The organism is Puniceispirillum sp. (SeqCode), from assembly GCF_965657105.1.
Taxonomy (GTDB): Bacteria; Pseudomonadota; Alphaproteobacteria; order Puniceispirillales; family Puniceispirillaceae; genus Puniceispirillum.
On the sequence record NZ_CBFHNB010000028.1, the window covers coordinates 1 to 24,895 of the forward strand.

The window sequence follows — 24,895 nt, forward strand, 5'->3', positions numbered from 1 at the left end:
CGCCTATCGGTCACACCTGTTACCGCACCGCAATGGAACATCATCATGGATATGGCCGAAACGACACTCTAGAGCAAATCCCGAACAGATGAAAACATCTGTGATCACGTATCAATTCTAATAATAAATAGATCATGGCAACTCAATTCATCATGAAGCAGAATGCTCTGATGCTTAGCTAGCGCCATTCTGGCTACGATGGATGAAATATAGATTGCGGAAATAAATGAACAGGCCAAGACCCTGTCCACTGATAATCACCGGATCTTGCCGCCAGATGGCATATAACAACAGAACACTGCCGCCACCTATCGAGAAATACCAGAATGCCAACGGAATGACTGACCGTCCCTGACCTTCAGAGCTCAGCCACTGCAAAATAAACCGCATCGCAAACAGTCCCTGTCCGGCAAAACCGACAATCACCATGATCTGTTCGGGATGCGTGGCAAGACTGGCTGGCAAAAACGGAAACACCGTCAATAGCACCGTAGCGATAGCGCCAACGGCCACTTCAATCTGGCCAGACATAAGTTCGATCATTCTATGACCCTTTTTTGATACGTGAGCGTTTTTTGGGGACGTTTTGGGAACGTTTTGGGACAGCAATCTCGATCACCGTATCATGTCGTGGTGCCCGTTTTAATAACCAAATGACACCAATAATATCAGAAATACCAACCAATAGCCGATCCAAAACCTGATATTTTGACTGTCCTTGCGTTCGTGCCCGGTGCGCAACAGCAACGCCGGTTACCCCACCACCATGGCGGCGGACAAGGCTTGGCATAAAGCGATGCATATGATTGAAAAAGGGAAGCTCAATAAACAGATCCCGATGCAAAATCTTGATCCCGCAGCCTGAATCGGGATGCGTATCACCAAGCAACGCTTTACGAATCCATTTGGCAATCCGTGACGCCAATAACTTTAATTCAGTATCCTTGCGCTTTTGCCGGATGCCTGCGGCCATGCCGCGTTCCGGATAATCAGCAAGTAAGGCCGCTTCTAATGCCGGAAAGTCGCTTGGCACATTCTGCCCATCGCCATCCAGAACCGCAATCAGATATCCGTTCGCCGCCAGCAACCCAGAGCGCAAGGCCGCGCTTTGACCTGCCCGCTTAGCATGCCGTAAAACACGTAATTGCGGAATCGCGCGCTGGCTGTCGGACAATTCTTCGGCAGTGGCGTCGGTACTCGCGTCATCAATATAGATTATTTCGAATGTTCGACCTGCCATCGCGGTCACGATTTCATCGATAAGCGGACGGATATTACCCGCCTCATTCATAACCGGAACCAATACTGATATATCAATATCCGCTTTACGCGATGCGTTTGCCGTATTTTGCGCCATAAATTAACCAACCATCTGGTAGAGCTACGAAATTATTACCGCTTCTTACCCTGTGCGGCTAGCGCCGTCAAACATCTGCACACGATAGATGAGCATTATTGCAGATTGCCCCTTTGATATATTGATACCGCTGACTTGAATCGGCGTGTCCAGCTTCAGCCCCAGCGCTTTGGCTGTTTCCAGAAACATCTCATGTTCGCGGCTTTCGATGAGCGCAACACCACCTGACGCTTCACCTAGAAAAAACGCGGCTTCGCGCCCATTCAAAAGCAGCAGATCCTTACCTAGCAAAAATACTAATGATGGCTCGTGATAGCCTGCCGCGGCAATCGCTGCGGGGCGGGTGGGCATCTGCGCAATCACCTTATTGATGGCGGTTGATAGATGAATGCGGTGCAACGATGGCAGCAATCCGGCAATCGCAAAAATATTAAATGCCATCGCTGCGGCCAACATCATGCCAAGCGGGCGGATATTCTGCGTCAGAATCCATTGCAGCCCGAACCAACTTGCACATGCCGCAGCAATCGTCCCAAGTCCGGCAAAGGCAAAGGCGGTAACGCTATTTTCACCACCATAATTTATCGCCCCCCAGATCAACAGCATCGCAAAAATCACCGCCACAAGAAGGCTAAAAAATTCGAAGGACGTGATCGTGTAGCGCACCAATTTGGCTTGTGGCAAAGCTGTTCGGATACCAACAACACATAGTAACGCAAGAGCTGGTAAGACAGGTAAAGGATAATGCGGTAATTTAGTTGGCGTCAGCTCGATGATAAACCAGAACGGCACCAGCCATGCCACGAGGAAACGGGCTTCGCTATTGGCCAGAATCTGCCGCAAACTAAGAAGCGCACGCGGCAATAGCAAACAAGCTGGCCATAACAGAACAGCAAGCAAAACCAGATATGTTCCCGGTGGTGCGCCATGCGATTCCTGACCTGACTGAATCTTGGCCAGAAAATCACCCTTTATGGCAATATCCAGAAACGCCCCATCGGTTGCCAGACTCACCAAAGTTGCCCAAGGTAGGACAAGCGCCGCCACTATCGCCAAGCCCGACAGCACGCGCATTCGGCGCAGCAACCCCAGATCGCGATGCCAAATCACTAATGACAATGCGGTTAACAGTGCCAGCAATGGCGCAATCGGCCCCTTGACCAGAACCGCTAGCCCCATAATCACCCAGAACGCCAGAAACGCCGATCGAGGCGGCGTGGTGCCATCAAGATAGGCGCGATAGATCATCAATAGTGACAATTGCTGCCAGACACATAAGCCCATCAGCAAGGCATCGGTCTTGGCCAGATGCGCTTCGGCAAACACCACCAGACTGGTGCCAAGAAAAGCTGTCCCTATCAAGGCCAGTCGCGGTTGATATAGCAAAAGTCCAGCGCGATATGTGCCGACTAGCGCCAGCAAAAGCCCCAGCAGACTAGGCACGCGATATACCGCAATATCGTCATCGCCAAATAGCTGTGCGCTGACAGATTGAAGCCAATAGATGCCAACAGGTTTTTTGGCGCGCAAATCCTCCTGAAAGCGCACAGTAACGAAATCGCCACTTTCAACCATCTGTTTGCTAGCCTGGGCAAAACGCGCTTCGTCACGATCCATCGGCGGCACCAGTTGATGCCCTATCAGAACAAAGATAGTCAAAAGCCCAAGAAGCAGATATAAAATCGAACGGTGTGAGATAAGGGACAAACCCGTTTCCTTTGCGCATCCACGCTACCAGTTAAGACGCGCCCATAGGTTTAGGCAATTTACCACTAAATGAACAGCCCTGATCGCAATAAACCAATACACTTTGAGACATTGCTGTCGCCTTAGACCTAAATCGCCGTAAATATTTTAGAATACCACGAAATATTTTAGACTAAATTTACCAGTTTATTCATGATTGACAGATTTCGGGAAAGCCACCTCTATGTCCACAAACATAAATGACCCTATCGCCCAGACGCGCTGGCGGCATATATGGTCGCTGTCATGGCCAATTTTCCTTGCCAATATAACGGTGCCGCTGGTCGGGGCAGTTGATGCGGCGATGATGGGGCGGCTTGATAATGTTGCTTATATAGGGGGAGTCGGGCTTGGCGCTTTGATTTTCAATTTCATTTATTTTGGCTTTGGTTTCTTGCGCATGGGCACAACTGGACTTGTTGCCCAGGCTCATGGCCGCAACCTGCCAGACGAGATTGTAAATTTGCTGGCACGCGGTTTATTTCTGGCTTTATCGTTTGGCATTCTATTGATTCTAGCCATGCCAGTGATCAACTGGATCGCCGTGATCAGCTTTGCTGGCAGTAGCGACGTTGAAGCCCTGATGGTATCCTATCTCAATGTCCGGCTTTTTGCCGTTCCCGCCGCGCTGGCGAATACCGTTCTGATTGGGTGCCTGTTTGGCCGCCAGAATATGCGGCTTTGCATGGCGCATCTATTGATCGTCAATGTGCTGAACTTGATTCTCAATATCGGCTTTGTGCTTGGCTTAGGCATGGATGTCGAGGGGGTTGCGCTTGCTTCGGCAATCGCCCAATGGACCGGCTTTATCGTGACCTTCAGTCTGATGAAATGGCAATGGGGACACATGCTTGATGGGTTTATCAAGCATCTATTTTCTGGCTTATTCACCGGCAACTCACGCTGGTTGCAATGGGACGCATTTGGCGATTTCTTTCGGCTTGGTCGGGATATTTTTATCCGCACCATGCTATTGCTGGTATGCGAAGCCATCCTTTTGAATCAAGCGGCACAGCTTGGCGATCTCGAACTGGCAGCCTGTCATCTGATGATGGTGATTTTTACCATGATTGCATTTGGCCTTGATGGGTTTGCCCATGCTGCCGAAGCGTTGGTGGGGGCGGCGATTGGCCGTAATGATCGGGATATGCTTGACCGGGCTATTTGGCGCACAAACAGTTTGGCCTTCCTGACCGCTATCCTGATAGCACTGATAATCTGGCTTGGCCGCGATATCATCATTGGTTTGCTGACCCAGCAAAGCGATCTTTTTGCGCTGACCGCGGCCCATTGGATATGGATTATTATGATCGCCCCTGCTTCATGTCTTGCCTTTCAACTTGATGGTATTTTCATCGGCGCAACGCGCGCCAGCGAAATGCGTAATGCGATGATCATTTCGGCAATCTTGTTTGTGTTACTGATCTGGGGATTGCGAGGCTATGGCATTGCTGGCCTGATGAGTGCCTTTACCATTTATCTTGCCTTGCGCGGCTTCACCCTTTGGCTATATCTTGGACGCGTCCGCAAAATGGCGGAACATAATTAAACAGCGGAACTGGTGCATGGCTGACATTTATTCTAACGCAACTGATTTTGGCCTGATGATGCCATCATCGGAACCTGACACTATTCTGCCGCTATATGTGGTCACCACCAAAAGCTGGCAGACGTGGTTCACAGCCGCAGCCGATCATCATCAACGCTGGATTAACGATCAGGGATTCACACCAAAGCCTGGTCGAGTCATCACCTTGCCTGGCCAGGATGGCACCCTTACTGGTGCTGTCGCTATCATCAGCGACCAGCCAATCTGGGATGCTGCCCCAATTGCGGATGCGCTACCGGTTCAGACATGGCGGATCGATCATCATGCGCTTGGCACCAGCTTTGATGACGGCTTCATGCTTGGCTGGGCATTGGCGCATTACCGCTACACGACCTATCGCGACAAACCCGCACCTGCGCGCGCCTCGATCATGCTGCCCGCAGAATCAGATACTGCGCGCATTCTGGGGCTGGCTAGTGGCATCTATCTTGGTCGCGACATGATCAATATGCCACCCAACAAGATGAATCCAGCTGGGCTTGAAGACACCGCGCGGGCACTGGCCAAAACCCATAAAGCCAAAATCACCGTCATTGCAGGTGCCAAGCTAGCATCGAATTTTCCCGCCATTGATTGTGTTGGGCGGGCGGCTGAATGCCCACCGCGCCTGATTGATATGCGCTGGGGTAAAAGTGGCCCGAAAATCACCCTGATTGGCAAAGGCATTACCTTTGATTCTGGCGGTCTTGATCTGAAACCATCCAAAGCGATGGAGATGATGAAAAAGGATATGGGCGGTAGTGCCATCGCCCTTGGTCTTGCCAACGCGCTGATGCACGCCAATGTGCCGATACAGCTTCGCGTGCTTGTCCCAACAGCCGAAAATGCCGTATCAGAACGATCCATGCGGCCGCTTGATATTATCGACACACGAGCCAAACTAAAGGTCGAAATCGGAAATACTGATGCCGAAGGGCGTTTGGTGCTGGCTGATGCCATCACCTATGCGCGTGAAGACAAACCTGATTTCATGATTGATTTTGCAACCCTGACAGGCGCGGCGCGTGTTGCCCTTGGCACCGAATTACCCGCCTTATTTGCCAATGATGATAATGTCGCCCGTGCGATCATTGATGCCAGCAACAAGGCACATGATCCGCTTTGGCAATTACCTTTATTCGATGATTATGACCGTCATCTTGATGCTGGCTATGCGGCGATGTCCAGCACTGGTGCGGGCGGATATGGCGGGGCGATTACGGCCGCGCTCTTTCTGCGCCGCTTTGCTGGCACTGACAGCAACTGGGCACATATTGACGTGATGGCCTGGAATCTATCTGCGCGTCCAGGCCGGCCAAAAGGCGGTGAGGTCATGAGCTTGCGCGCTTTATTCGACTATATTGACGGGCTTGCCCATAGCTAGATCATAAGCCTGGCTAGATCGTCCCCTAGCTAGGTTACAAGCCCTAATAGCCCCGATCCCAGTCAACCTTATTTGCTGGCACCTTGCCTGCCATGATATCCGTGATCGCGGACGCTACCTGTCTGGCGGCGGTTTGCGGATTGGTTTGTGCCGCCACATGTGGCCAGACGGTAATTTTCGGATGTGTCCAGAAAGGATGCGTTGCGGGCAGAGGTTCGGTGACAAAAACATCCAGTGCCGCGCCGCCGATTTTACCGCTATCAAGCGCTGCCAGCAAATCATCCTCAACCAGCTGGCCACCGCGACCGCCATTGATCACAAAGGCACCATCGGCAAGTCCGGCAAAGAAGTCAGCATTCATGATACCGCTTGTTGCGGGGGTCAGGGGTAATACCGACACGACAATATCCGTATCTGCCAGAAATGATGGCAATGCCTCCATGCCGGCGAACATCTCTACATCATGAAGCGTCCGTTTGGTGCGGGCCCAACCTTTGACCTTGAATCCCAGACTGGCAAAGCGTGTGGCAATAACACTGCCAATCGCACCCACGCCCATAATGCCGATCACTGCGCCGGTGGCTGGACGCTGTTCAAGCGGCTTCCATAATCTTTCGGCTTGCTGGGCGCGATATTGCGCACCATCACGCCACATATCCAGTGCATTCAGAATCGCCCAATGGCTCAGCGCATCTGACATATCCGGATCAACCAGTCGCACAAGAGGCACCGAACGCGGGGTGGTGTCGTCACCCATCATATGATCGACACCCTGGCCTTGCATGATAATGCCGCGCAGATTCGGCATCTTTGCCAATAACCCGCTTGGCGGTGCCCAGACCAGGGCAATATCCGCATGCATGCCAGCTTCTGATTCCAGATCAACAATATCAAAATCAGATAGTAACGGCGTTAGCCGCTGGCGCCACATCGCGCGATTATCGTCATTTCCGTAAAACCCAATCGAAATCATTCCCTATCGTCCTATCAAAATGCGGCACCAAATTATATCGCCATGTTGCGCCTAGTTTTGGATCAGGGCAATGATAGCGTGATGAAGGGCGGCCGTGCCAGCACAGACAAGACTGCTGGTGGTGGCAAGATCGATATCATTACCATCAAAGTCAGTCACAATCGCACCTGCCCCACGCATCACCTGAACCACACCCATGATATCATGCGGTGCAAGACTGTCTTCAATCACAGCGTCGATATAGCCCGCCGCCAAAAGCCCGAAATTATGACAATCACCGCCATAATTGGTGATGTTTGCCTGCGCACTGATTTTATTGAACACGGCTAGACCATGCGGCGAAAAGGCTTCGGGCGATGTGGTGGCGATCGTGGCATCGGCAATCGTCGTCACCTGACGCACGCTCAGCTTATCCCCATTCAAGGTGCTGCCATCCGCCGTGCCGATATAGGTTTCGTCAAGCACCGGCATATCGATCAGACCTGCGATAGGCCGGTCATTATGCGTAACCCCGACCAATGTGCCAAAGGTGGGTTTACCACTTACAAAGGCCTTGGTGCCATCGATCGGATCAATTACCCATTTATAGGGACTATCTCCAGCAGTTTTATCCCCCGATACAGCTTCGCTGAGACCAAATTCTTCACCAACGATGCTATCATCGGGAAATTGCGCCGCAATCGCCCCACGCAAGGCCTGTTCAACGGATCTATCAGCGATGGTAACAGGGCTACTATCCGCTTTTGTTATGACCTCGGGAAGTGCCCGAAAATAGGACTTTATGATGGGGCGTGACAATACTGTCAGACGTGCCAAAAACAAAGCCAGCTCGTTTGTGTCGAGCTGGCCTGCGCTAGTTGCTAATAATGGCTTAGCTGTCAGTGCCATTCATCGCTGTTTCTGCCGCGATATCTTCGGCGCTTGGCAAAGCGGCTGGTGCATCTGCTTGCTGACGAAGCCAGGCGATCATATTCGCACGATCACTAGGTTTCTTCAGGCCTACAAAATTCATCTTGGTGCCAGGCATATAGACTTTTGGTTTCGCCAGAAAGGCGTTAAGCGAAGCATAATCCCACGCCCCGCCAAAACCTGCCATGGCCGCTGAATAGCCAAAGCCATCAGCAGCGCCTTTTGCGGCATTAACAATATTCCACAATGCCGGGCCGACCTTGGCCGCGCCACCCGCGTTAAACACGTGGCACGCTGTGCATTTCTTCGACAGCTTTTCACCCGCGGCAATATCAGCATCTGCCAGCATCGCCATAATTGGCTCAGGCCCCTTATCAACAGGCGCGGCATCAGCCACAGCTGATGTTTCCGGTACCTCAATCTTATAGGCATTTTCAGCAAGATCGCTATGCGGCACCATAACGTCTGCCAGCTTGACACCTGCCAGCATCAACAAGCCTGCCATAAGAAAACCAGCAAAAAGTTTGTTAAATCCCAATTCGTCCATTGAACTTCCCGAAGCCGGGCTCCTCATAATTCACATTGTAGCCAATCGGCACTACGACAAAATACACGCACGGCACCAAACGCTCGCAGGATAAATACCGAAATTATTGTCGTCTCTCAACCCCAACATCACTGATTTGGATTATTTACTTTGCGAAAACCACAAATATGTGATGAATTGCCACAATCATGGCAAAAAAGAACGCAAAAATCATCATTATTCCCGCGCGCATGTCAGCTAGCCGCTTGCCAGGCAAACCACTGGCTGAAATCGCCGGAAAACCTATGATTCAGCATGTCTGGGAACGCGCAATAGAGGCTGATATCGCCCCTGTCTATGTTGCGACAGATGATCGCGGTATCGTCGATATCATCACATCGGCGGGCGGTCAGGCTGTTATGACACGCACAGATCATCCATCTGGCTCGGATCGGGTCTATGAAGCGGTTGAATTGATCGATCCGGATCGGCATATCAACCATATTTTGAACTTGCAAGGTGACTTGCCCGAATTATCCCCTGAAATTCCCGCGTTGCTGGCTGATTGTCTTGATATGACAGGGGCTGATCTAGCCACGCTGGTAACCAAAGCCAGCGCCGAAGAAGCCAACCGTCCGCAGGTCGTAAAAGCTGTGGTCAGTTGGCAGGATAACGGGTTTGGCAATGCGCTCTATTTCAGCCGCGCCGCCATCCCGACTGGGGCAGATACGCTATATCATCATATTGGCGTCTATGGCTGGACGCGTGCGGCCTTGGCTCGCTTTGTTTCCTTACCGCCATCGCCACTTGAACAAGCCGAAAAACTCGAACAGCTTCGCGCTTTAGAGGCGGGCATGCGCATAGCTACCGGTTACATTGACATTGCGCCAGGTGGAATCGATACTGCAGACGATTTGGAGCGTGCGCGCCAGCGCATGTCACAATAGGCACTTCGCCTTTTCAACCATCAACTATGAGGTACATTGTGAGTGATAGCCCAACGCAAATAGCTGACAAAAAAGTCGCCTTCCAAGGCGTTCCTGGTGCCTATTCGCATATGTCTTGTCGTGCTGTCATGCCTGATGTCGAGGCCGTGCCCTATCCCTCTTTTGAAGATATGCTGGCTGCTGTCCAAAACGGTGACGCTGACTGGGCGATGGTGCCGGTTGAAAATTCAATCGCCGGGCGGGTGGCTGATATTCATCATCTGCTGCCCGGATCAGGTCTGTTCATCACAGGCGAGCATTTTCAGCGGGTCAACCATCACCTTCTTGCGCCCCGCGGTGCCACGCTTGAAGACCTTGTCGAAGTGCATAGTCATGCACAGGGGCTGGCGCAATGCCGCGAACGTCTGCACAAGCTGGGTCTAACACCGATCATGCATAGCGATACGGCGGGTGCCGCCAAGGATGTTGCGGCGCGCGGCGACAAGCATATTGGTGCCATTGCCTCTCGGCTTGCTGGCGAAATATATGATCTTGATGTGTTGATTGAGTCAGCCGAAGATGCCGAACATAACACCACCCGCTTCTTGATTATGGCACGTGAAGCTGTAACACCTACCCGGTCGGAAATATCATCCGATATGGCCCCAGATACAGCTATAATCACGACTATGGTATTTAGCCTCCGTTCGGTTCCAGCAGCGCTATATAAGGCGCTTGGTGGATTTGCCACCAACGGCATTAATCTGACTAAACTTGAATCCTATATCCGTCCCGGATTTCACGAATCGGCTCAATTCTATATGGATGTTGATGGGCATATTGACGATCCGGCCATGCAGAATGCGATGGAAGAATTGCATTTCTATTGCCAGAAAGACGCGGTGCATGTGCTTGGCACCTATCCAGCCAGCCGTCTGCGTGGCCGCGATATGGATGCGCCGCCTCTTTAAGCGTCACCGCTTACTATAAAAGGCTTGTCGATTCCGTTGGATTAGCTCATATATATCAGCAGGAAGGCTGGGTGGACGTTACCCCCGCCAATCCGGTCAGGTCCGAGAGGAAGCAGCCGCAGTGGGACGTTTACGGGTCGTCCAGTCTTCCGCTTTCACCAGATATTTATGCCCCAATATATTTATCCCCAAAATATTTATCCCTCAAATATTTATGTTTTGTTAAAAATGATGCCGTCATCCTCTTGGGCATTCGCCTTCTTCGGGGTAACATGTATCCTCAACAGCGTAACTTAGGTACTGAGCAAGAGGTAATGTCAGTAACATGAACGAAACGGCCACTACAGCCTACCGTGTTCTGGCACGCAAATACCGTCCTGAGACGTTTTCGGCGTTGATCGGACAGGATGCGCTGGTACGCACCCTCGGCAATGCTTTATCGCTTGGTCGTCTGGCGCATGCCTTTGTCCTGACTGGTGTGCGCGGCGTTGGCAAAACCTCGACCGCCCGCCTGCTTGCCAAAGGTCTGAACTGTATTGGGTCTGATGGAAAGGGCGATGCGACGCTAGAGCCATGCGGCATTTGCGAGCCTTGCACAGCGATTGCCGCCGGTCGCCATGTTGATGTTCTGGAAATTGATGCTGCCAGCCATACCGGCGTTGATGATGCCCGTGACATCATCGAAGCGGTTAATTACCGGCCCGTATCGGCACGTTTCAAAATCTATATCATCGACGAAGTCCATATGATGTCCAAAAGCGCCTTCAACGCGCTTCTCAAAACACTGGAAGAGCCGCCCGACGCGGTGAAATTCATTTTTGCCACAACCGAAATCCGCAAAGTGCCAGTGACAATTCTGTCACGCTGTCAGCGTTATGATCTGCGACGTGTGCCTGCGACTTTGCTGGCCTCTCACCTAGAGATGATCTGCGGCAAGGAAGACATTAAAGTCGAAGCTGGTGCGCTAGCCGCTATTGCCAGCGCTGCCGAAGGGTCGGTGCGTGACGCGCTGTCTTTGCTGGATCAAGCCGCCGCGATGACGGCTGATACCTTATCCGCCGAAACGGTTTCCGACATGCTAGGCCGACCCGGACGTGCCGAGGCTTTGGCCTTGTTAAAATCGGTGTTGGCAAATGACGTGGCCAGCGCGCTAGCGTCCTTTAACGATATCTATCAGCGTGGTGCCGAGCCTGAAATGCTGATCGCTGATTTGCTTGATATCGTGCATAGTGCCAGCCTATGCGCAACCGGCGGTTCCAGCGCCACATTGATCGAGGGCGAACGTGAACCTATCGAAGACCTTGCTACGCTTGGTATCGCCAAACTAGGACGGGCATGGCAAATTCTACTCAAAGGCCATGGTGAATTGAATGCCGCCCCAAACCCTGCCACGGCTTGTGAAATGCTATTGATACGTCTGGCACATGCCGCGCAGATGCCAAGCCCTGATGAAATTCTCCGCGCGTTGCCCGAGGCCACAGCCGGTAGTCCGGCGACAATAACCGCCGCATCATCAAGCCCCTCTGCCAGCCCCTCTGCCAGCCCCTCTGCCAGTGCCTCGTCCACATCAACAGACATGCCAGCACCCGCATCAACAGCCGCGCCAACCACCACCATTATGTCCGCCAGCCCATCAGGCACCCCATCTGGCTCCCCATCTGGATCTATGTCAGCTACGCCATTAACCAATGCGGCCATCCAACAACAACCTGACCATCAAACGGCACCAGCTCCGAATAGCGATACCGAAGCCGCGCCTGATCGCTTGGCAGCAGACGACACGCCGCAACTAAACACGCTTGCCGATATTGCCGCTTTGGCCGAGGATAAAGGCGAAATGCTTTTGGCCGCGTTAATACGCAATCATGTGCGGCTTGTAGCGCTACAACCCGGATTATTGGAAATCGCCTTGTCAGGCAAGCCACCAGAAAAATTCCTTGGTGATCTTGCCCAGCATTTACGGCATTGGACTGGTGCACGCTGGCTGGTGTCTTTATCTGACGAACCTGCTGGCAAAACCCTTGCTGAAACCAAGGCTGATGCCGCGGCAGAACGCCTTGATACGATCGCCAAAACACCACTTGTGGCCAAAATTATATCTGTATTTCCTGGCGCAACAATCGAAGATATCAGCGCTATAGATGCGCCTGTCACTGATCCGGACAAAGACACCGACGCCTATGATGAAGAGGATGCTGACTGATGCGCAATATGATGGGCATGATGAAAAAGGCACAGGAAGTCCAGAGCCGTATTCAGGCCTTGCAGGATGAAATGGCCAGCGCCCGGTTTTCGGCCAGCGTTGCCAGCGATGCGGTCACGGTCACAGTCAATGGCAAAGGCCAGCTTCAAGCCGTAAAGATCGCCCCTGACGCCCTTGCCACTAATGACAGCGGCATGCTCGAGGATCTTATTCTACTGGCCAGTAATCGGGCATGTGAAGATGCCAATACGGCGATGAAAGCGCAGATGGCCGACATAACCGGCGGATTGGACTTGCCACCTGGCATGAATCTGCCCTTTTGAGTGCCAACGCTTTTGATTGCCAACTACGCCCTATATGTGCACTGACTAGGTATAATGATCTGACATGGATTCATCTCTTGAAAATCTGATTCGGCGTCTTGGTCGGCTTCCCGGTCTGGGGCCTCGTTCGGCGCGACGGGCGGTGCTGTTCCTGTTGAAAAACCGTGACCGCCTGATGTTGCCACTCGCGCAGGAATTACACGATATCGCCCGCACTGTGCGTCCCTGTGTTGATTGCGGCAATCTTGATACAGCCGATCTGTGCCAGATCTGCAAGGATGACCGGCGCGATAAAAGCCGTATCTGTGTTGTTGAGGATGTTGGCGATCTTTGGGCCATGGAACGTGCGGCGGTATTTCGGGGTCGCTATCATGTTCTTGGGGGCACGTTGAGCGCGCTTGACGGGCGCGGCCCTGACGATTTGGCTATCGATAGATTGCTCCGCCGGGCACAGGCTGGCGAGGTTGTTGAGATTATTCTGGCGCTATCGGCAACGGTCGATGGCCAGACAACAGCGCATTATATTGCCGAAAAGCTAGCACCATATAATCTTGATGTGACACGGCTTGCGCATGGTGTGCCAGTTGGCGGTGAACTTGATTATCTGGATGATGGCACCTTGGCGCAAGCCCTCAAAGCCCGCGCCAAAATGAACTAGCTAAAACGAACTAGCCAAGCAGATCGCCGGATGATTTTTCTGGCGGCATATCGTCAACGGCTTTTGCATCGATCACTTCGATCTCGGCAATTTTATCACCACGCGAAGTGATTTTGCGGGTCGATGTTTGAATATCGGCAATATCTTTTTCGGCTTGCGAAAAATGCGATGCCAGCTTAGCCACCCGGTCATCAAGCCGTCGCACATCCTGCATCATTATATCGACCTGCGTCTGGATCAGACCTGCCGCTTCATGCATCCGTGCATCGCGCAGAATCGCCCGCACCGTATGCAGAATCAGCATCAGATTATCTGGCCCTGCCATATAGACATGTTTGCGCCGGCTTTCGTCAACCAGACGTGGCAGTTGAATATTGATTTCGGCATAGACCGATTCTGACGGCAGAAACAGGATCGCGCTTTCGGCTGTTTCCCCTGGCACTATATATTTATCGGCAATGTCATTAATATGTTTTTTGACATCAGCTTCCAGCCCACGGCGCGCCATATCACGGCTTGGCTCATCAGCGGCATCGACCAGCCGTCGATAGCTTTCCAGCGGAAATTTAGAATCGATACAGATCGCACCTGGTGGGTTTGGCAAGGCAAGCAGGCAATCAACGCGCTTGCCGTTACCCAATGTCGCCTGAAAGTCATAGGCACTATCTGGCAAGGCATCACGCACCAGATTTTCCAGCTGCACTTCGCCAAAACTGCCGCGAGCCTGCTTGTTTGACAGAATGTTCTGCAACTGCGTGACCTGCCCACTTAGCGCTGAAATGTGGGCATTGGCTTCGCTTATAACGACGAGCTTTTCCGCCATACCATTGAGCTGTTTATTTGTCCGTTCATTCTGATCGCGTAAGGATTGCTCCAGCCTTGTGCCAAGGCGGCCTTCAGTTTCAGACATTTGCGAGGCAATGATGCGTTGCAATTCAGCCGACTGGTTGGACAGCTGTGATAGCTGACCGCGCAATTCGGCCATCCCATCATCTGATTGCGATGATGCTTTGTGCCGTGACATGCTGACAAACACCACCACAGCTATGATTGCGATAACGCCAAACAGGATCATTTCAAGCGCTGACATTTACTGACCTCTTCATTAGTCATTTGCCCCGATGGGATATTTCAAGTCGGGATATTCAACCTGTCTCTTGATAGACTGTAACAGGGAAAAGCGCCATAACTCTATTGAACCATCCTCCAATCTAGCTACATTTAAGGCAAAGTCTTCGTCGTCAAACTTGACGCGCTACGCCCCTTATTCTAATGCAGGGGATATATTATTGCCCAATCAATTAGGCCAGATCAATTTCGAAGGACAGTCACTATCATGGGTGCGCATATAGCGAATATTATGGATATCATCAAATTGCCTGACCCCGTGTTGCGCGAAACCGCTATGGCTGTGCCCGAAGTCACCGATGGCATCCGCAATCTGCTGGATGATATGGCGCTGACCATGTATGACGCACCTGGCATTGGGCTGGCAGCGCCGCAGATCAATATTTCCAAGCGCATCATCGTCATGGATTGTGGCAAGGATGAAGCACCTGAACTTTACAAGATGATTAATCCCGAGATTATCGAATCATCCGAAGACAAAGCCATTCTTGAAGAAGGCTGTCTATCGATCCCTGACCAGACTGCCGAAGTTACCAGACCGGCCAGCGTCACCGTCCGCTATACCGACATTGAGGGTGACACCAAGATGTTGACCGCCGAAGGCCTGTTGGCTGCCTGTGTACAGCATGAAATAGATCATCTGAACGGCGTTCTGTTTATCGACCATATCTCGCGGCTGAAACGTGACATGATTATTCGCCGGGTGATGAAGGAAATGCGGCAATCTTCATCCAAATCTTAAGAGGCAGAACTTATGGGTAAATTGCGCATTGTCTATATGGGAAGTCCAGATTTCGCCATTCCTGCGCTTGATCTGCTAGCCCAAAATCATGACATCTGCGCGGTCTATACTCAGCCGCCGCGCAGGTCCGGACGTGGTATGCAGGAACAACCTGTTCCCCTTGCTCGCCATGCGCTTGATATGGGTTTGCCGGTATTATGGCCAACTACGCTGAATGACAAAAATGTGCAAAACGAGCTTGCCGCCTATGATGCTGATCTGTTCGTCGTCGTTGCCTATGGATTGCTTTTGCCGCCAGCCGTTCTTGATATCCCGCGCTATGGTTGTCTGAACGGACATGCTTCATTATTGCCGCGATGGCGTGGTGCCGCCCCGATCCAGCGCGCCATTGAAGCTGGCGACAGTGAAACTGGCATTAGTGTGATGCTGATGGAAGCTGGGCTTGATACCGGTCCGGTTCTGGCCACACGCTCTATCCCCATCACCGACGCGATGAATGCAGGTGATTTGCATGATGCCTTGGCTCAAATGAACGCAACGCTTATTGATGATACAGTGGCTTCGCTTGATGACGCGCTGTTGCACCGCATGCCGCAATCTGGTGAAGGCGTCACCTATGCGGCCAAAATTTCTGGCACTGACGCACATATTGACTGGCAGAAAAGTGCCACAGTACTAGCTTGTCATATCCGTGCCTATGCGCCCTATCCGGGGGCTTGGTGTAACGGGCCTAAAGGCCGCATTCGGGTGCTTGCGGCACATCAAACACCTAGCGCATCACCTGATGCCACTGACAATGCCACCCACCAGCCAGGCACATTCGCCGGACAAGATGATCAAGGCAATATGCTGATGATGACAGGCGATGGCACCCTCTGCGTCAGCCTTGTTCAGCCAGCTGGCAAGAAAGCCATGCCTTCGCGCAATTTTCTCAATGGTGTTGATCTGGCCATCGGCGACATGCTCTCAGGTAGCCACCCCACATGACACGTCGCATTTTCATCACCATTGAATATGACGGCACGCCTTTTGTTGGCTGGCAACGTCAGGATAATGGCATCACTGTTCAACAGGAACTTGAGAACGCTGCCTTTGCTTTTACCGGTGATAAAATCATCGTTCAGGGGGCAGGGCGCACTGACTCAGGCGTTCATGCGTTGGGTCAGGTTGCGCATCTTGATGTGCCTGATAAATTTGATCCTAACCGTGTTATGCACGCGCTGAATGCGCATCTGGCACATACAGCCATCACTGTGCTTGATGCCTATGATGTTGCTGATGATAGCCATGCCCGGTTTTCCGCAATCGGGCGGCGCTATCTTTATCGCATCCTCCCACGTCGTCAGCCCCCAGCGCTTAATGCTGGCCGGGTCTGGCATCACAAACAGCCGCTTGATGCCGATGCCATGCAAGCCGGTGCCGATATGTTGATCGGACGACATGATTTCAACAGCTTTCGCGCCGCACAATGTCAGGCTGAATCGTCAATTCGCACGCTTGATATTCTGCAGGTTGAACAGGTTGGCATCGAAATACATCTGCATGTCGAGGCGCGCTCATTCCTGCATCATCAGGTGCGCAATATTGCAGGCACACTGGCGCTGGTCGGTGCTGGAAAATGGCAGCCTGACGATGTCAAAGCCGCGCTGGCGGCGGCTGACCGAAGCGCAGCTGGCCCTACCGCGCCCCCACATGGGTTATATCTGACCGATGTGTTTTATCCGGTGGGTATTGGCAAGCGCGTTTGAACCGCCCACAGCAATGTCACATCCGTTGCGAATGACAGGCCAACCATACCGGCAGCGACCCAGCCGCCTTTGCCAAGCTGATCCTTACCAACACGCCACAGCCAGTAGCATGTCCATACAGCTATCGGCAATACCAGCACCAGATAGGCGTGATTACCACTCGAAACCGTCGCCAGCTGGGTCAATCCAACCAGCAACTGTTGCACATTTTCAATCCAGAAAAACGGAAGCAAAAAGACAAAACTACGTTCAGCCAATCCAAGCTGTTTCAGGGCAAACAGAAAAATCAGAGCCAGCAGAACCAGCCCGACAAGCTGCACAATCATCGTGGTCACGAAAATGGATGGGGCATTTTTTAAAGTCGGATAGATCGTCACCATCGCGGTGAAGATCATTGATGCCCATATGGCATGCCACAGACCATTGGCATCGGCCTGATAAACATCAGACATCGACGATTTTCCTGTCATAACCCGCAGGCTATGCCCGACATAGGAAAGCAAAACCCGGGGCGCCAAACTTAAATTTTCTTGCTGCATTCTTATGCTGCCTCAAAATAGCTGGCCAGCATATTTTCATATATGGCCGATAAAACATCTATATCTGCGATTGCCGTATGTTCGTCAACTTTATGCATAGTCCGTCCAACCAGCCCAAATTCGGCCACTGGGCATATTGTCGTTATAAACCGCGCATCCGACGTTCCGCCACTGGTGGATAACTGCGGGTCGCGACCGGTCACTTTGCTGATCGCCGCGATCATGATATCGGTCAGCATCCCAGGTTCGGTCAGAAACGGATGCGCCGACGCGCGCCAGTCAGCATGCCATGTCCCGCCAACACGTGCGAAATGCTCTTCCAGCCAGCCAATTAAACTATCTGCTGTATGTTCGGTATTGAAACGGATATTGAAACGCGCTTGCACCCGTGCCGGAATCACATTGCCAGCCGGATTATCTGTGTCAATCGACGTTATATTTGCGGTTGAGGGATCAAAAAACGCATTACCGCCATCCAGCTCACAGCTATTCACCGGTGCCAACATATCGAGCAATCGTGCAAATGGATTATCCGCCAGATGCGGATAGGCCACATGGCCTTGCGCGCCTTCGACGGTTAGCTGACAAGACAAGCTTCCCCGGCGTCCATTTTTGATCACATCCCCAACGGCATCCGGATTAGTCGGCTCACCGACAACACAAAGATCAGGAACAAACCCATGTTCCTGAACCCATTCGACCATCTTGACCGTACCATTGACGGCATCACCTTCTTCATCACCGGTAATCATCAGGCTAATGGCATGGCCTTTGGCTGGATCAAAGCTATCGCGTGCCAGCAAACGGGCTACGGCCCCAACAAACGCCGCTATCCCGCCTTTCATATCCGACGCCCCGCGCCCATATATATTGCCTTGGTCAAGCGTCCCCGAAAACGGATCAAATTGCCACGCTTCGGCATCCCCCACTGGCACGACATCGGTATGACCGGCGAAACAGAAATGTTTTGTCTCTGTCCCCGATACATCTTTGTCACCTAGCCATGCAAACAGATTATCGATCCGCGCATCACCATCACCAAAAGCCAGCCGCGTACATGCGAATCCTAATGCTGCCAGCTCAACCGCCAGCACATCAAGCGCACCCGCATCTGCCGGTGTTACTGACGGACAGCGGATCAAACGTTGGGTCAGGTCAACCGAATGCGATACATCACCCATATGCTAGTCTCGAAGCAGATCGTTTACAGATGTCTTTGAACGCGTTTTTTCGTCAACCTGCTTGATAATCACCGCACATGATAAAGACGGGCCCGGGCTACCATCTGGTAATGGTTTGCCTGGCAGACTTCCTGGCACCACAACCGAATAGGCCGGGACACGGCCCATATGCACTTCGCCTGTATGGCGATTGATGATTTTTGTTGAGGCACCGATAAACACACCCATCGACAGAACCGCGCCTTTTTCAACAACCACACCTTCGACAACTTCCGAACGCGCACCGATGAAACAGTCATCTTCGATCACCACGGGGCCTGCCTGTAATGGCTCAAGCACACCACCGATTCCGGCACCGCCAGATAGATGCACATTCTTGCCAATCTGCGCGCATGAACCAACCGTTGCCCAGGTATCAACCATTGTGCCGCTATCGACATAGGCGCCAAGATTGATAAAGCCAGGCATGATAACAACGCCAGCGGCCACATAGGCCGAATGCCGCACGACACATCCTGGCACGGCGCGAAAGCCAGCATCACGAAAACGCTTTTCATCCCAGCCACTGAACTTTGGCGGCACTTTGTCCCAGAATGTCGCTTCGCCGGCCTGTGGATGCACAACCCCGCCTTTGATAACGGTCATGTCATTCAGACGGAAAGACAGCAGAACAGCCTTTTTAAGCCATTGATTCACCTGCCACTGATGATCCCCAACAGGCTCAGCAACGCGCACCGTGCCATTATCCAGCATTTCGAGAACATCGGTAACGGCTTCACGGACAGCGCCTTTCGTTTCGGCATTTACACTGTCCCGTTCATCCCACGCTGCGTTTATTTCCTGTTCAAGTTGCGCTGTATCCATTCTGTTCTCCTCGCGTCGTAAACGACCTTCGTTTGTTTATGTAATATAGGTATTGATAGTGTCGATGAACACCAGTATCAAAAAGCTTTCCGTTAAACTGTCGTCGGCAAGCTCGATAAAAAGCTTTTCAGATCATCAGCGACAAAATGCACATAGTCTTGATCCGACCCCTTAGTGGCAAAATCATGGTCACTTGCCAGCCAGACTGTGCGCATCCCCAATGCCGCTGCCGGCTCTAGATTCCGTGCCATATCTTCAAGCATCACGGCGCCATTTGGGTTAATCTTGGTCTTGGTAATAAACTGGTCAAAAGCAGCCTTTTCCGGCTTTGGCACATAGTCGGCCCCGACAATATCAAAAATCTCGTCAAAATGATGCCGGATACCATAGGCATTCAGGATATTTTCGGCATGTGGCACGGTGCCATTGGTAAAAATATGTTTGCGGCCAGGCAACGCCCCGATCATCTGATCAAGCTCGGCTTCATAAGGCAAATCGCTGACATCGATATCATGCACATAATGCAGATACGCATCTGGCGTCATATTTTCTTCAACCATCAGTCCGCGCATCGTCGTACCATAGCGATGAAACAAATCTTTCTGGATAATTTTGGCTTCGTCTGTTTCAACCTCGAAATGGCTGGCAACAAATTCAGTGATCCTGACCGCGACCCGCACAAACAGATTCGAACGCGCTGGATAAATCGTATTATCCAGATCAAATATCCAGTCATTGATATCCGACACTGGAAAATGCACGGGGGATTTTTCACTTATTTGCATGATTGCTTCCTAATCAGGTAAAATTAACGTTCCAATACCATGCTCGGTAAATAGTTCGACAAGCAAAGCATGCTGTGCGCGGCCATCGGTGATCACCGCCGCTTCGGCACCCCCATTGATCGCTTCGATACAGGTTTCGACCTTTGGGATCATGCCGCCATTGACTGTCCCGTCATGAATCAGGGCTTCGGCCTCGCTAATTGTCAGTTCGGAGATCAGCTCACCATTACCATCAAGCACACCGGCAACATCAGTCAGCATGATCATGCGCGTGGCACCCAAGGCCGCTGCAATCGCGCCTGCCGCCGTATCGGCATTAATATTATAGGTCTGCCCATCAACACCCAGACCAATGGGCGCAACAACGGGGATCAGATCGCGGGCTTTCAGCGCGTCCAGCACTTGCGTATCGACATGGTCGGGCTCGCCAACAAAGCCAAGATCAATATGTTCCATCGCGCTATCAGACTGTTTTGGCACCGCCATCAATTTGCGCGCTGTAATCAGTCCACCATCCTTGCCCGAAACACCAACCGCCCGTCCGCCAGCCGCCGTAATAGCCGCTGCCAAGGCCTTGTTTATACCGCCTGCCAGCACCATCTCGACAACCGAAATGGTGGCTTCGTCTGTCACCCGCAGGCCGTCGATAAAATTCGACTCAATTTCCAGTTTTTTGAGCATCTGCCCAATCTGTGGGCCACCACCATGAACCACAACCGGACAGGCGCCGACCTGATCAAGCAAAGCAATATCCGCAGCAAACGCGTTCACCGCGTCAGCTTCACCCATCGCATGGCCACCAAATTTTATGACAATGGTTTTGCCCGAATAGCGGCGCATATAAGGAAGCGCTTCGATCAGCATGCCGGTCTTGGCAAGCATATCTTGCTGTTGGCTATTGCTTGTTTGCGTCATGATACCGCCTTTCACCTTATTAAAACCGTCCGGGGCTACGGTGGCAGGTACCATCGGAACCTATTTCTTTAAATATATTTATGCCCGATGTATTTATGCCCGGCCTCGATTATCGGCAATCTTGGGAAATGCGCAAGGGCTCAGGCCGCCTCATTACGCCGAAAAAACGCCTAGACGCTATTTTATAAAGCAAATCCAGCGATATGCCCACGAAGATGCTCGATTCCATCGCCCGCTTGTGATGATGTCACAAACAATTCGGGATAAGCCGCAACATGCGTCGCAACAGTTGCTTCGGTGGCGTGGCATACTTTTTCCAGCGCTTCAGCTTTTAACTTATCGGCTTTCGTCAGAACCGCCGCCCATGATACCGCCGATTCATCCAATAATTTCATGATCTCGCTATCGCCCTTACCAACGCCGCGGCGCGCATCAATCAACAGAAACACACGTTGCAATGACTGTCGCCCAGCTAGAAATTTGCGCGTCAGCTTGGTCCAGGCTTCGATATCGGTCTTAGGCGCCGAGGCATAGCCATATCCGGGCAAATCGACAAGCCCCAGCCGATGCCCCAGATCAAAGAAAATCAATTGCCGCGTTCGGCCAGGCGTTTGCGATGTGCGTGCTAACATGCGACGCCCAGTCAGCGCATTCACCAATGATGATTTGCCGACATTTGAGCGTCCCGCAAAGCATATTTCAGGCAACTCCATTGGCGGCAAGGCTGGCATGTTATTGGCCGCCGCGGTAAAATCGCACTGACTGGCAAAAAGCAGGCGGCCAGCTTCGCGTTGTTCGGCGTCTAGCTCTTGGCCACGCGGCGCATGATGTACCATTGTTGACCCATTGATAAAAGGTTGTTCCATGTCCAGTAAATCACCAGACCTGCCGGGAATGTTGCCAGCAAAAAGGTAAAGAAAATCGGCATAAGCTGAAACACTTTGGCTTGGATTGGGTCAGGCGGTGCCGGATTCAAACGCATTTGCAGGAACATTGAAACACCCATCATAATTGGCCAGGCACCAAGCTGCAGGAATGGCGGCAGGAAATCGACCGAAAATGGCAACAGGCCAAAAACATTGAAAATCGACGTTGGATCGGGTGCCGACAGATCAGTGATCCAGCCAAAGAACGGCGCATGTCGCATTTCGATTGTCACAAACAGCACTTTATATAGCGCAAAGAACACCGGTATCTGCAACAATACAGGCAGACATCCTGCCGCGGGATTCACTTTTTCCGCCTTATAGAGTGCCATCATTTCCTTATTCAACTGCATCTTATCATCGCCAAAGCGCTCGCGCAGCTGCTGGATTTTAGGCGCCAATAACCGCATCTTGCCCATCGACTGATAGGATTTATTGGCAAGCGGAAAGAACACCACCTTGACCACGACGGTAAAGGCTAACGTCGCCAGTCCGAAATTGCCCAACAATTCATTCAGCCAATTAATCGCATAGAAGAACGGCTTGGTCAGGAAATAGAACCAGCCAAAATCAATCGCCAAATCAAAATTGGGAATGCCAAGATCTTCGCGATATTGGTCAAGCAGCTTCACGATCTTGGCACCGGCAAAAACACGGCCTTTGGCTGAAACGCTTGTATTTGGCGCCAGCACAAGGCCGTTGGAATCAATATAATCAACCTGATAGCGCTCGCCTGATCCGGCCAGTGACTGGAATGAGAAATCATAGCGTGTGTTTTGGTCAGGCAACAAAGCTGCCAACCAGTATTTATCGGTCAGGCCGATCCAGCCACCAGCTTCGGATGGGGTGACTGCAATCTTGCCTTGTTCGGCATCGCGCAAATCGCTGTAATCTTCTTCCTGCAGGGTTTCGTCAAACACACCCAGCGGGCCTTCATGCAGAATATAGATACCGCTTGTTTGCGGCGTCCCATGGCGGCGTACCAAACCATACGGATATAATGTGATCGTCGCATCCAGCGTGCTTTGCACCGAATCATCATACGAAATCAGATAATCATCATTGATCGAAATCTGCCGGATAAAGGTCAGACCCTGGCCATTATCCCAGCGCAAGGTAACTGGCGCACCTGGCGACAGAACATCTTTATTGGCTTGCCATAATGTATCAGCCCGCGGCATTGGCTGTTTCGCATCCGAAGATGACCAGCCAAATTCAACAAAAAAGGGCTGTGATGAACTGGCCTTATGCAGAAAAGTGATATTTTCGGATCCGGGATCCTGGGTTTCTTTATAATCTGTCAGCACAACATCGTCGATTCGCGCACCCATCACCGAAATCGATCCGGTAATCAATGGCGCATCAATCAGAATGCGGGGGGCGGTGTCTTGCGGCATGGCATCACTGATACCCCCTGAAACAGCCCCGTTATTGATAGCTACATTCGAACCGTTTGTTTGCGCTACTGACGGGGTGTCACTATCGGCTTGTTGTGACGCCTGAAGCGCGGCCTCGGCTTTTGCCTGTTCAGCCAGAAGTTCCTGCTGGGCGGCTTCTTGTTCAAGCTGTGGTTTGATGACAAACATTTGCCAGCCAAAAAGCACAACCATAGAAAGCGCAATGGCCAGAATCAGGTTACGATTATCGGGTTTCATAAAATCAGCCTTTTACATTCTTGTTTGGTCGCATTGTCCGGGACACAGGCGGCACAGGATCAAACGAAGGCGCAACCCCCGGATGACATCGCAGGATACGTTTTACCGCATAGAATGATCCACGCAAGAGCCCATGTGCATGCAGCGCGTCTTTTGTATAATCCGAACAGGTGGGTAAATGGCGGCAATTTGAGCCAAGTAGCGGTGAAATCAGCACCTGATACAAATTAACCGGTATCAGAATCAGCCGAATCATCAAGCGCACAGCCACATGTGGCGGTGCTGCCGTGGTCACATCTGCATCCGTATCTTTGCTATGCTGTTGCACCCGTCACCCCTGCTTTTCAGCGTCATTAAGTTTACGATGCAGATATCTTAACGATTTTTCGGCTTCGGTCACTAATGCTGAGAATGATGATGTTGCGGTTGTTGCCCGCCCGATTAGCACATAATCAACGCCGCTCATGGCGATAGGTGCCAGAACTTGTCTGGCAATCACCCGCAGACGCCGCCGTACCCGGTTACGGATCACGGCATTACCGATTTTTTTGGTTGCTGTAAGGCCATAGCGCCAGTCGGTTCCATCTCCACGAACCGCCTGGATAATCACCGCTTTTGAAATGGCTTTCTCGCCGTGATTCCGCGCCCGTATAAAGCCCGGCCGCGAGGTAATAATATGTTTGTCAGACAATTTATGCCCCTGACAATAAGCCTAGGCAGACAGGCGTGCACGACCTTTGGCACGACGTGCGCGCAGGACACGGCGACCGCCGACAGTTGCCATACGGGCACGAAAGCCGTGGCGACGCTTGCGGACAAGAACACTAGGTTGATAGGTGCGTTTCATG

27 protein-coding genes and 1 other RNA gene are annotated in these 24,895 nt (G+C 51.9%); 11 read left to right on the plus strand and 17 right to left on the minus strand.

Going from position 1 to position 24,895, the window contains the following annotated elements:
• Positions 1-174: 174 nt before the first annotated feature.
• The 3 genes from ACTF7Q_RS05420 to ACTF7Q_RS05430 all read right to left on the minus strand — a co-directional run bounded on the left by ACTF7Q_RS05420 (position 175) and on the right by ACTF7Q_RS05430 (position 3,064).
• On the minus strand, positions 175-429 hold the full coding sequence (locus tag ACTF7Q_RS05420) for a lipid-A-disaccharide synthase N-terminal domain-containing protein (protein WP_438996864.1): 255 nt from the start codon (positions 427-429) through the stop codon (positions 175-177).
• A gap of 115 nt (positions 430-544) precedes the next feature.
• The gene (locus tag ACTF7Q_RS05425) at positions 545-1,357 is read right to left on the minus strand and encodes a glycosyltransferase (RefSeq protein ID WP_438996839.1); all 813 of its coding nucleotides are present in this window, start codon (positions 1,355-1,357) and stop codon (positions 545-547) included.
• Between the two features lie 45 nt (positions 1,358-1,402).
• A complete protein-coding gene (locus ACTF7Q_RS05430) occupies positions 1,403-3,064 on the minus strand; it encodes an ArnT family glycosyltransferase (protein WP_438996840.1) in 1,662 nt (553 codons plus the stop codon).
• Positions 3,065-3,287: 223 nt separating this feature from the next.
• Between ACTF7Q_RS05430 and ACTF7Q_RS05435 the strand changes: the two genes are divergently transcribed.
• Positions 3,288-4,652: an MATE family efflux transporter gene (locus ACTF7Q_RS05435; RefSeq protein WP_438996841.1), complete on the plus strand. Its 1,365-nt coding sequence runs from the start codon at positions 3,288-3,290 to the stop codon at positions 4,650-4,652.
• Positions 4,653-4,668: 16 nt separating this feature from the next.
• The gene (locus ACTF7Q_RS05440) at positions 4,669-6,075 is read left to right on the plus strand and encodes a leucyl aminopeptidase family protein (RefSeq protein WP_438996842.1); all 1,407 of its coding nucleotides are present in this window, start codon (positions 4,669-4,671) and stop codon (positions 6,073-6,075) included.
• Positions 6,076-6,118: 43 nt separating this feature from the next.
• On the opposite strand, the gene ACTF7Q_RS05445 is transcribed toward ACTF7Q_RS05440, so the two are convergent.
• The 3 genes from ACTF7Q_RS05445 to ACTF7Q_RS05455 are packed head-to-tail and all read right to left on the minus strand — an operon-like array spanning position 6,119 to position 8,504.
• Positions 6,119-7,048 carry a 2-hydroxyacid dehydrogenase gene (locus ACTF7Q_RS05445; RefSeq protein ID WP_438996843.1) on the minus strand — a complete coding sequence of 310 codons (930 nt, stop codon included), beginning with the start codon at positions 7,046-7,048 and terminating at the stop codon, positions 6,119-6,121.
• A 51-nt stretch (positions 7,049-7,099) separates the two neighbouring features.
• Entirely contained in the window at positions 7,100-7,936 is an 837-nt protein-coding gene (locus ACTF7Q_RS05450; protein ID WP_438996844.1) for an inositol monophosphatase family protein, read from the minus strand.
• A complete protein-coding gene (locus ACTF7Q_RS05455; protein WP_438996845.1) occupies positions 7,920-8,504 on the minus strand; it encodes a c-type cytochrome in 585 nt (194 codons plus the stop codon). Before ACTF7Q_RS05455 ends, ACTF7Q_RS05450 begins: the two co-directional genes overlap by 17 nt.
• Before the next feature lie 188 nt (positions 8,505-8,692).
• Here ACTF7Q_RS05455 and ACTF7Q_RS05460 point away from each other — a divergent pair, with 188 nt between their 5' ends.
• From ACTF7Q_RS05460 to recR, 6 genes are all read left to right on the plus strand, one after another.
• Positions 8,693-9,430: a 3-deoxy-manno-octulosonate cytidylyltransferase gene (locus ACTF7Q_RS05460; protein WP_438996846.1), complete on the plus strand. Its 738-nt coding sequence runs from the start codon at positions 8,693-8,695 to the stop codon at positions 9,428-9,430.
• A gap of 38 nt (positions 9,431-9,468) precedes the next feature.
• Positions 9,469-10,380, plus strand: a complete 912-nt coding sequence (locus ACTF7Q_RS05465) for a prephenate dehydratase (RefSeq protein WP_438996847.1) — start codon at positions 9,469-9,471, stop codon at positions 10,378-10,380.
• Positions 10,381-10,440: 60 nt separating this feature from the next.
• Positions 10,441-10,535: signal recognition particle sRNA small type (ffs, locus tag ACTF7Q_RS05470), an RNA gene on the plus strand.
• Between the two features lie 170 nt (positions 10,536-10,705).
• A complete protein-coding gene (locus ACTF7Q_RS05475; protein WP_438996848.1) occupies positions 10,706-12,583 on the plus strand; it encodes a DNA polymerase III subunit gamma/tau in 1,878 nt (625 codons plus the stop codon).
• Positions 12,583-12,906, plus strand: a complete 324-nt coding sequence (locus ACTF7Q_RS05480) for a YbaB/EbfC family nucleoid-associated protein (RefSeq protein WP_438996849.1) — start codon at positions 12,583-12,585, stop codon at positions 12,904-12,906. Before ACTF7Q_RS05475 ends, ACTF7Q_RS05480 begins: the two co-directional genes overlap by 1 nt.
• A gap of 64 nt (positions 12,907-12,970) precedes the next feature.
• Complete coding sequence (gene recR, locus ACTF7Q_RS05485) at positions 12,971-13,564, plus strand: recombination mediator RecR (RefSeq protein ID WP_438996850.1); 594 nt, start codon at positions 12,971-12,973, stop codon at positions 13,562-13,564.
• A 10-nt stretch (positions 13,565-13,574) separates the two neighbouring features.
• Here recR and ACTF7Q_RS05490 read toward each other — a convergent pair whose 3' ends face one another.
• Positions 13,575-14,654, minus strand: a complete 1,080-nt coding sequence (locus tag ACTF7Q_RS05490; protein WP_438996851.1) for a DNA recombination protein RmuC — start codon at positions 14,652-14,654, stop codon at positions 13,575-13,577.
• 246 nt (positions 14,655-14,900) lie between these two features.
• Between ACTF7Q_RS05490 and def the strand changes: the two genes are divergently transcribed.
• From def to truA, 3 genes are read left to right on the plus strand one after another with little or no spacing between them, the layout of a single operon-like run.
• Positions 14,901-15,434, plus strand: a complete 534-nt coding sequence (gene def, locus ACTF7Q_RS05495) for a peptide deformylase (protein ID WP_438996852.1) — start codon at positions 14,901-14,903, stop codon at positions 15,432-15,434.
• Between the two features lie 12 nt (positions 15,435-15,446).
• Complete coding sequence (fmt, locus tag ACTF7Q_RS05500; protein WP_438996853.1) at positions 15,447-16,421, plus strand: methionyl-tRNA formyltransferase; 975 nt, start codon at positions 15,447-15,449, stop codon at positions 16,419-16,421.
• A complete protein-coding gene (gene truA, locus ACTF7Q_RS05505; protein WP_438996854.1) occupies positions 16,418-17,182 on the plus strand; it encodes a tRNA pseudouridine(38-40) synthase TruA in 765 nt (254 codons plus the stop codon). Before fmt ends, truA begins: the two co-directional genes overlap by 4 nt.
• On the opposite strand, the gene ACTF7Q_RS05510 is transcribed toward truA, so the two are convergent.
• From ACTF7Q_RS05510 to rpmH, 10 genes are all read right to left on the minus strand, one after another.
• Positions 17,152-17,721, minus strand: a complete 570-nt coding sequence (locus tag ACTF7Q_RS05510) for a hypothetical protein (protein ID WP_438996855.1) — start codon at positions 17,719-17,721, stop codon at positions 17,152-17,154. The two genes, truA and ACTF7Q_RS05510, sit on opposite strands and share 31 nt — an antisense overlap.
• A 2-nt stretch (positions 17,722-17,723) precedes the next feature.
• Positions 17,724-18,902, minus strand: a complete 1,179-nt coding sequence (gene dapE / locus ACTF7Q_RS05515; protein WP_438996856.1) for a succinyl-diaminopimelate desuccinylase — start codon at positions 18,900-18,902, stop codon at positions 17,724-17,726.
• Positions 18,903-18,905: 3 nt separating this feature from the next.
• Entirely contained in the window at positions 18,906-19,766 is an 861-nt protein-coding gene (gene dapD, locus ACTF7Q_RS05520; protein WP_438996857.1) for a 2,3,4,5-tetrahydropyridine-2,6-dicarboxylate N-succinyltransferase, read from the minus strand.
• 92 nt (positions 19,767-19,858) lie between these two features.
• Positions 19,859-20,551 (minus strand): pyrimidine 5'-nucleotidase, encoded by a 693-nt coding sequence (locus tag ACTF7Q_RS05525; protein ID WP_438996858.1) that lies wholly within the window; start codon positions 20,549-20,551, stop codon positions 19,859-19,861.
• A gap of 9 nt (positions 20,552-20,560) precedes the next feature.
• Positions 20,561-21,466, minus strand: a complete 906-nt coding sequence (argB, locus tag ACTF7Q_RS05530) for an acetylglutamate kinase (protein ID WP_438996859.1) — start codon at positions 21,464-21,466, stop codon at positions 20,561-20,563.
• A 182-nt stretch (positions 21,467-21,648) separates the two neighbouring features.
• Positions 21,649-22,302: a ribosome biogenesis GTP-binding protein YihA/YsxC gene (gene yihA, locus ACTF7Q_RS05535; RefSeq protein ID WP_438996860.1), complete on the minus strand. Its 654-nt coding sequence runs from the start codon at positions 22,300-22,302 to the stop codon at positions 21,649-21,651.
• Positions 22,269-24,047, minus strand: coding sequence for a membrane protein insertase YidC (gene yidC / locus ACTF7Q_RS05540; protein ID WP_438996861.1), 1,779 nt, complete (start codon positions 24,045-24,047; stop codon positions 22,269-22,271). The genes yihA and yidC overlap by 34 nt, the downstream gene beginning before the upstream one ends.
• 4 nt (positions 24,048-24,051) lie before the next feature.
• On the minus strand, positions 24,052-24,375 hold the full coding sequence (yidD, locus tag ACTF7Q_RS05545; protein ID WP_438996862.1) for a membrane protein insertion efficiency factor YidD: 324 nt from the start codon (positions 24,373-24,375) through the stop codon (positions 24,052-24,054).
• 3 nt (positions 24,376-24,378) lie between these two features.
• Positions 24,379-24,738: a ribonuclease P protein component gene (gene rnpA / locus ACTF7Q_RS05550; protein WP_438996863.1), complete on the minus strand. Its 360-nt coding sequence runs from the start codon at positions 24,736-24,738 to the stop codon at positions 24,379-24,381.
• 21 nt (positions 24,739-24,759) lie between these two features.
• Positions 24,760-24,894, minus strand: coding sequence for a 50S ribosomal protein L34 (rpmH, locus tag ACTF7Q_RS05555; protein ID WP_041860849.1), 135 nt, complete (start codon positions 24,892-24,894; stop codon positions 24,760-24,762).
• Between the last annotated feature and the right edge of the window lies 1 nt (position 24,895).

Bases quoted from the DNA above. Each gene is read 5' to 3' on its own strand.
- ACTF7Q_RS05420 (WP_438996864.1), bottom strand. From the start codon at position 429: ATGGTGATTGTCGGTTTTGCCGGACAGGGACTGTTTGCGATGCGGTTT.
- ACTF7Q_RS05425 (WP_438996839.1), bottom strand. From the start codon at position 1,357: ATGGCGCAAAATACGGCAAACGCATCGCGTAAAGCGGATATTGATATA.
- ACTF7Q_RS05435 (WP_438996841.1), top strand. From the start codon at position 3,288: ATGTCCACAAACATAAATGACCCTATCGCCCAGACGCGCTGGCGGCAT.
- ACTF7Q_RS05440 (WP_438996842.1), top strand. From the start codon at position 4,669: ATGGCTGACATTTATTCTAACGCAACTGATTTTGGCCTGATGATGCCA.
- ACTF7Q_RS05445 (WP_438996843.1), bottom strand. From the start codon at position 7,048: ATGATTTCGATTGGGTTTTACGGAAATGACGATAATCGCGCGATGTGG.
- ACTF7Q_RS05450 (WP_438996844.1), bottom strand. From the start codon at position 7,936: ATGGCACTGACAGCTAAGCCATTATTAGCAACTAGCGCAGGCCAGCTC.
- ACTF7Q_RS05455 (WP_438996845.1), bottom strand. From the start codon at position 8,504: ATGGACGAATTGGGATTTAACAAACTTTTTGCTGGTTTTCTTATGGCA.
- ACTF7Q_RS05460 (WP_438996846.1), top strand. From the start codon at position 8,693: ATGGCAAAAAAGAACGCAAAAATCATCATTATTCCCGCGCGCATGTCA.
- ACTF7Q_RS05475 (WP_438996848.1), top strand. From the start codon at position 10,706: ATGAACGAAACGGCCACTACAGCCTACCGTGTTCTGGCACGCAAATAC.
- ACTF7Q_RS05480 (WP_438996849.1), top strand. From the start codon at position 12,583: ATGCGCAATATGATGGGCATGATGAAAAAGGCACAGGAAGTCCAGAGC.
- recR (WP_438996850.1), top strand. From the start codon at position 12,971: ATGGATTCATCTCTTGAAAATCTGATTCGGCGTCTTGGTCGGCTTCCC.
- ACTF7Q_RS05490 (WP_438996851.1), bottom strand. From the start codon at position 14,654: ATGTCAGCGCTTGAAATGATCCTGTTTGGCGTTATCGCAATCATAGCT.
- def (WP_438996852.1), top strand. From the start codon at position 14,901: ATGGGTGCGCATATAGCGAATATTATGGATATCATCAAATTGCCTGAC.
- fmt (WP_438996853.1), top strand. From the start codon at position 15,447: ATGGGTAAATTGCGCATTGTCTATATGGGAAGTCCAGATTTCGCCATT.
- truA (WP_438996854.1), top strand. From the start codon at position 16,418: ATGACACGTCGCATTTTCATCACCATTGAATATGACGGCACGCCTTTT.
- ACTF7Q_RS05510 (WP_438996855.1), bottom strand. From the start codon at position 17,721: ATGCAGCAAGAAAATTTAAGTTTGGCGCCCCGGGTTTTGCTTTCCTAT.
- dapE (WP_438996856.1), bottom strand. From the start codon at position 18,902: ATGGGTGATGTATCGCATTCGGTTGACCTGACCCAACGTTTGATCCGC.
- dapD (WP_438996857.1), bottom strand. From the start codon at position 19,766: ATGGATACAGCGCAACTTGAACAGGAAATAAACGCAGCGTGGGATGAA.
- ACTF7Q_RS05525 (WP_438996858.1), bottom strand. From the start codon at position 20,551: ATGCAAATAAGTGAAAAATCCCCCGTGCATTTTCCAGTGTCGGATATC.
- argB (WP_438996859.1), bottom strand. From the start codon at position 21,466: ATGACGCAAACAAGCAATAGCCAACAGCAAGATATGCTTGCCAAGACC.
- yihA (WP_438996860.1), bottom strand. From the start codon at position 22,302: ATGGTACATCATGCGCCGCGTGGCCAAGAGCTAGACGCCGAACAACGC.
- yidC (WP_438996861.1), bottom strand. From the start codon at position 24,047: ATGAAACCCGATAATCGTAACCTGATTCTGGCCATTGCGCTTTCTATG.
- rpmH (WP_041860849.1), bottom strand. From the start codon at position 24,894: ATGAAACGCACCTATCAACCTAGTGTTCTTGTCCGCAAGCGTCGCCAC.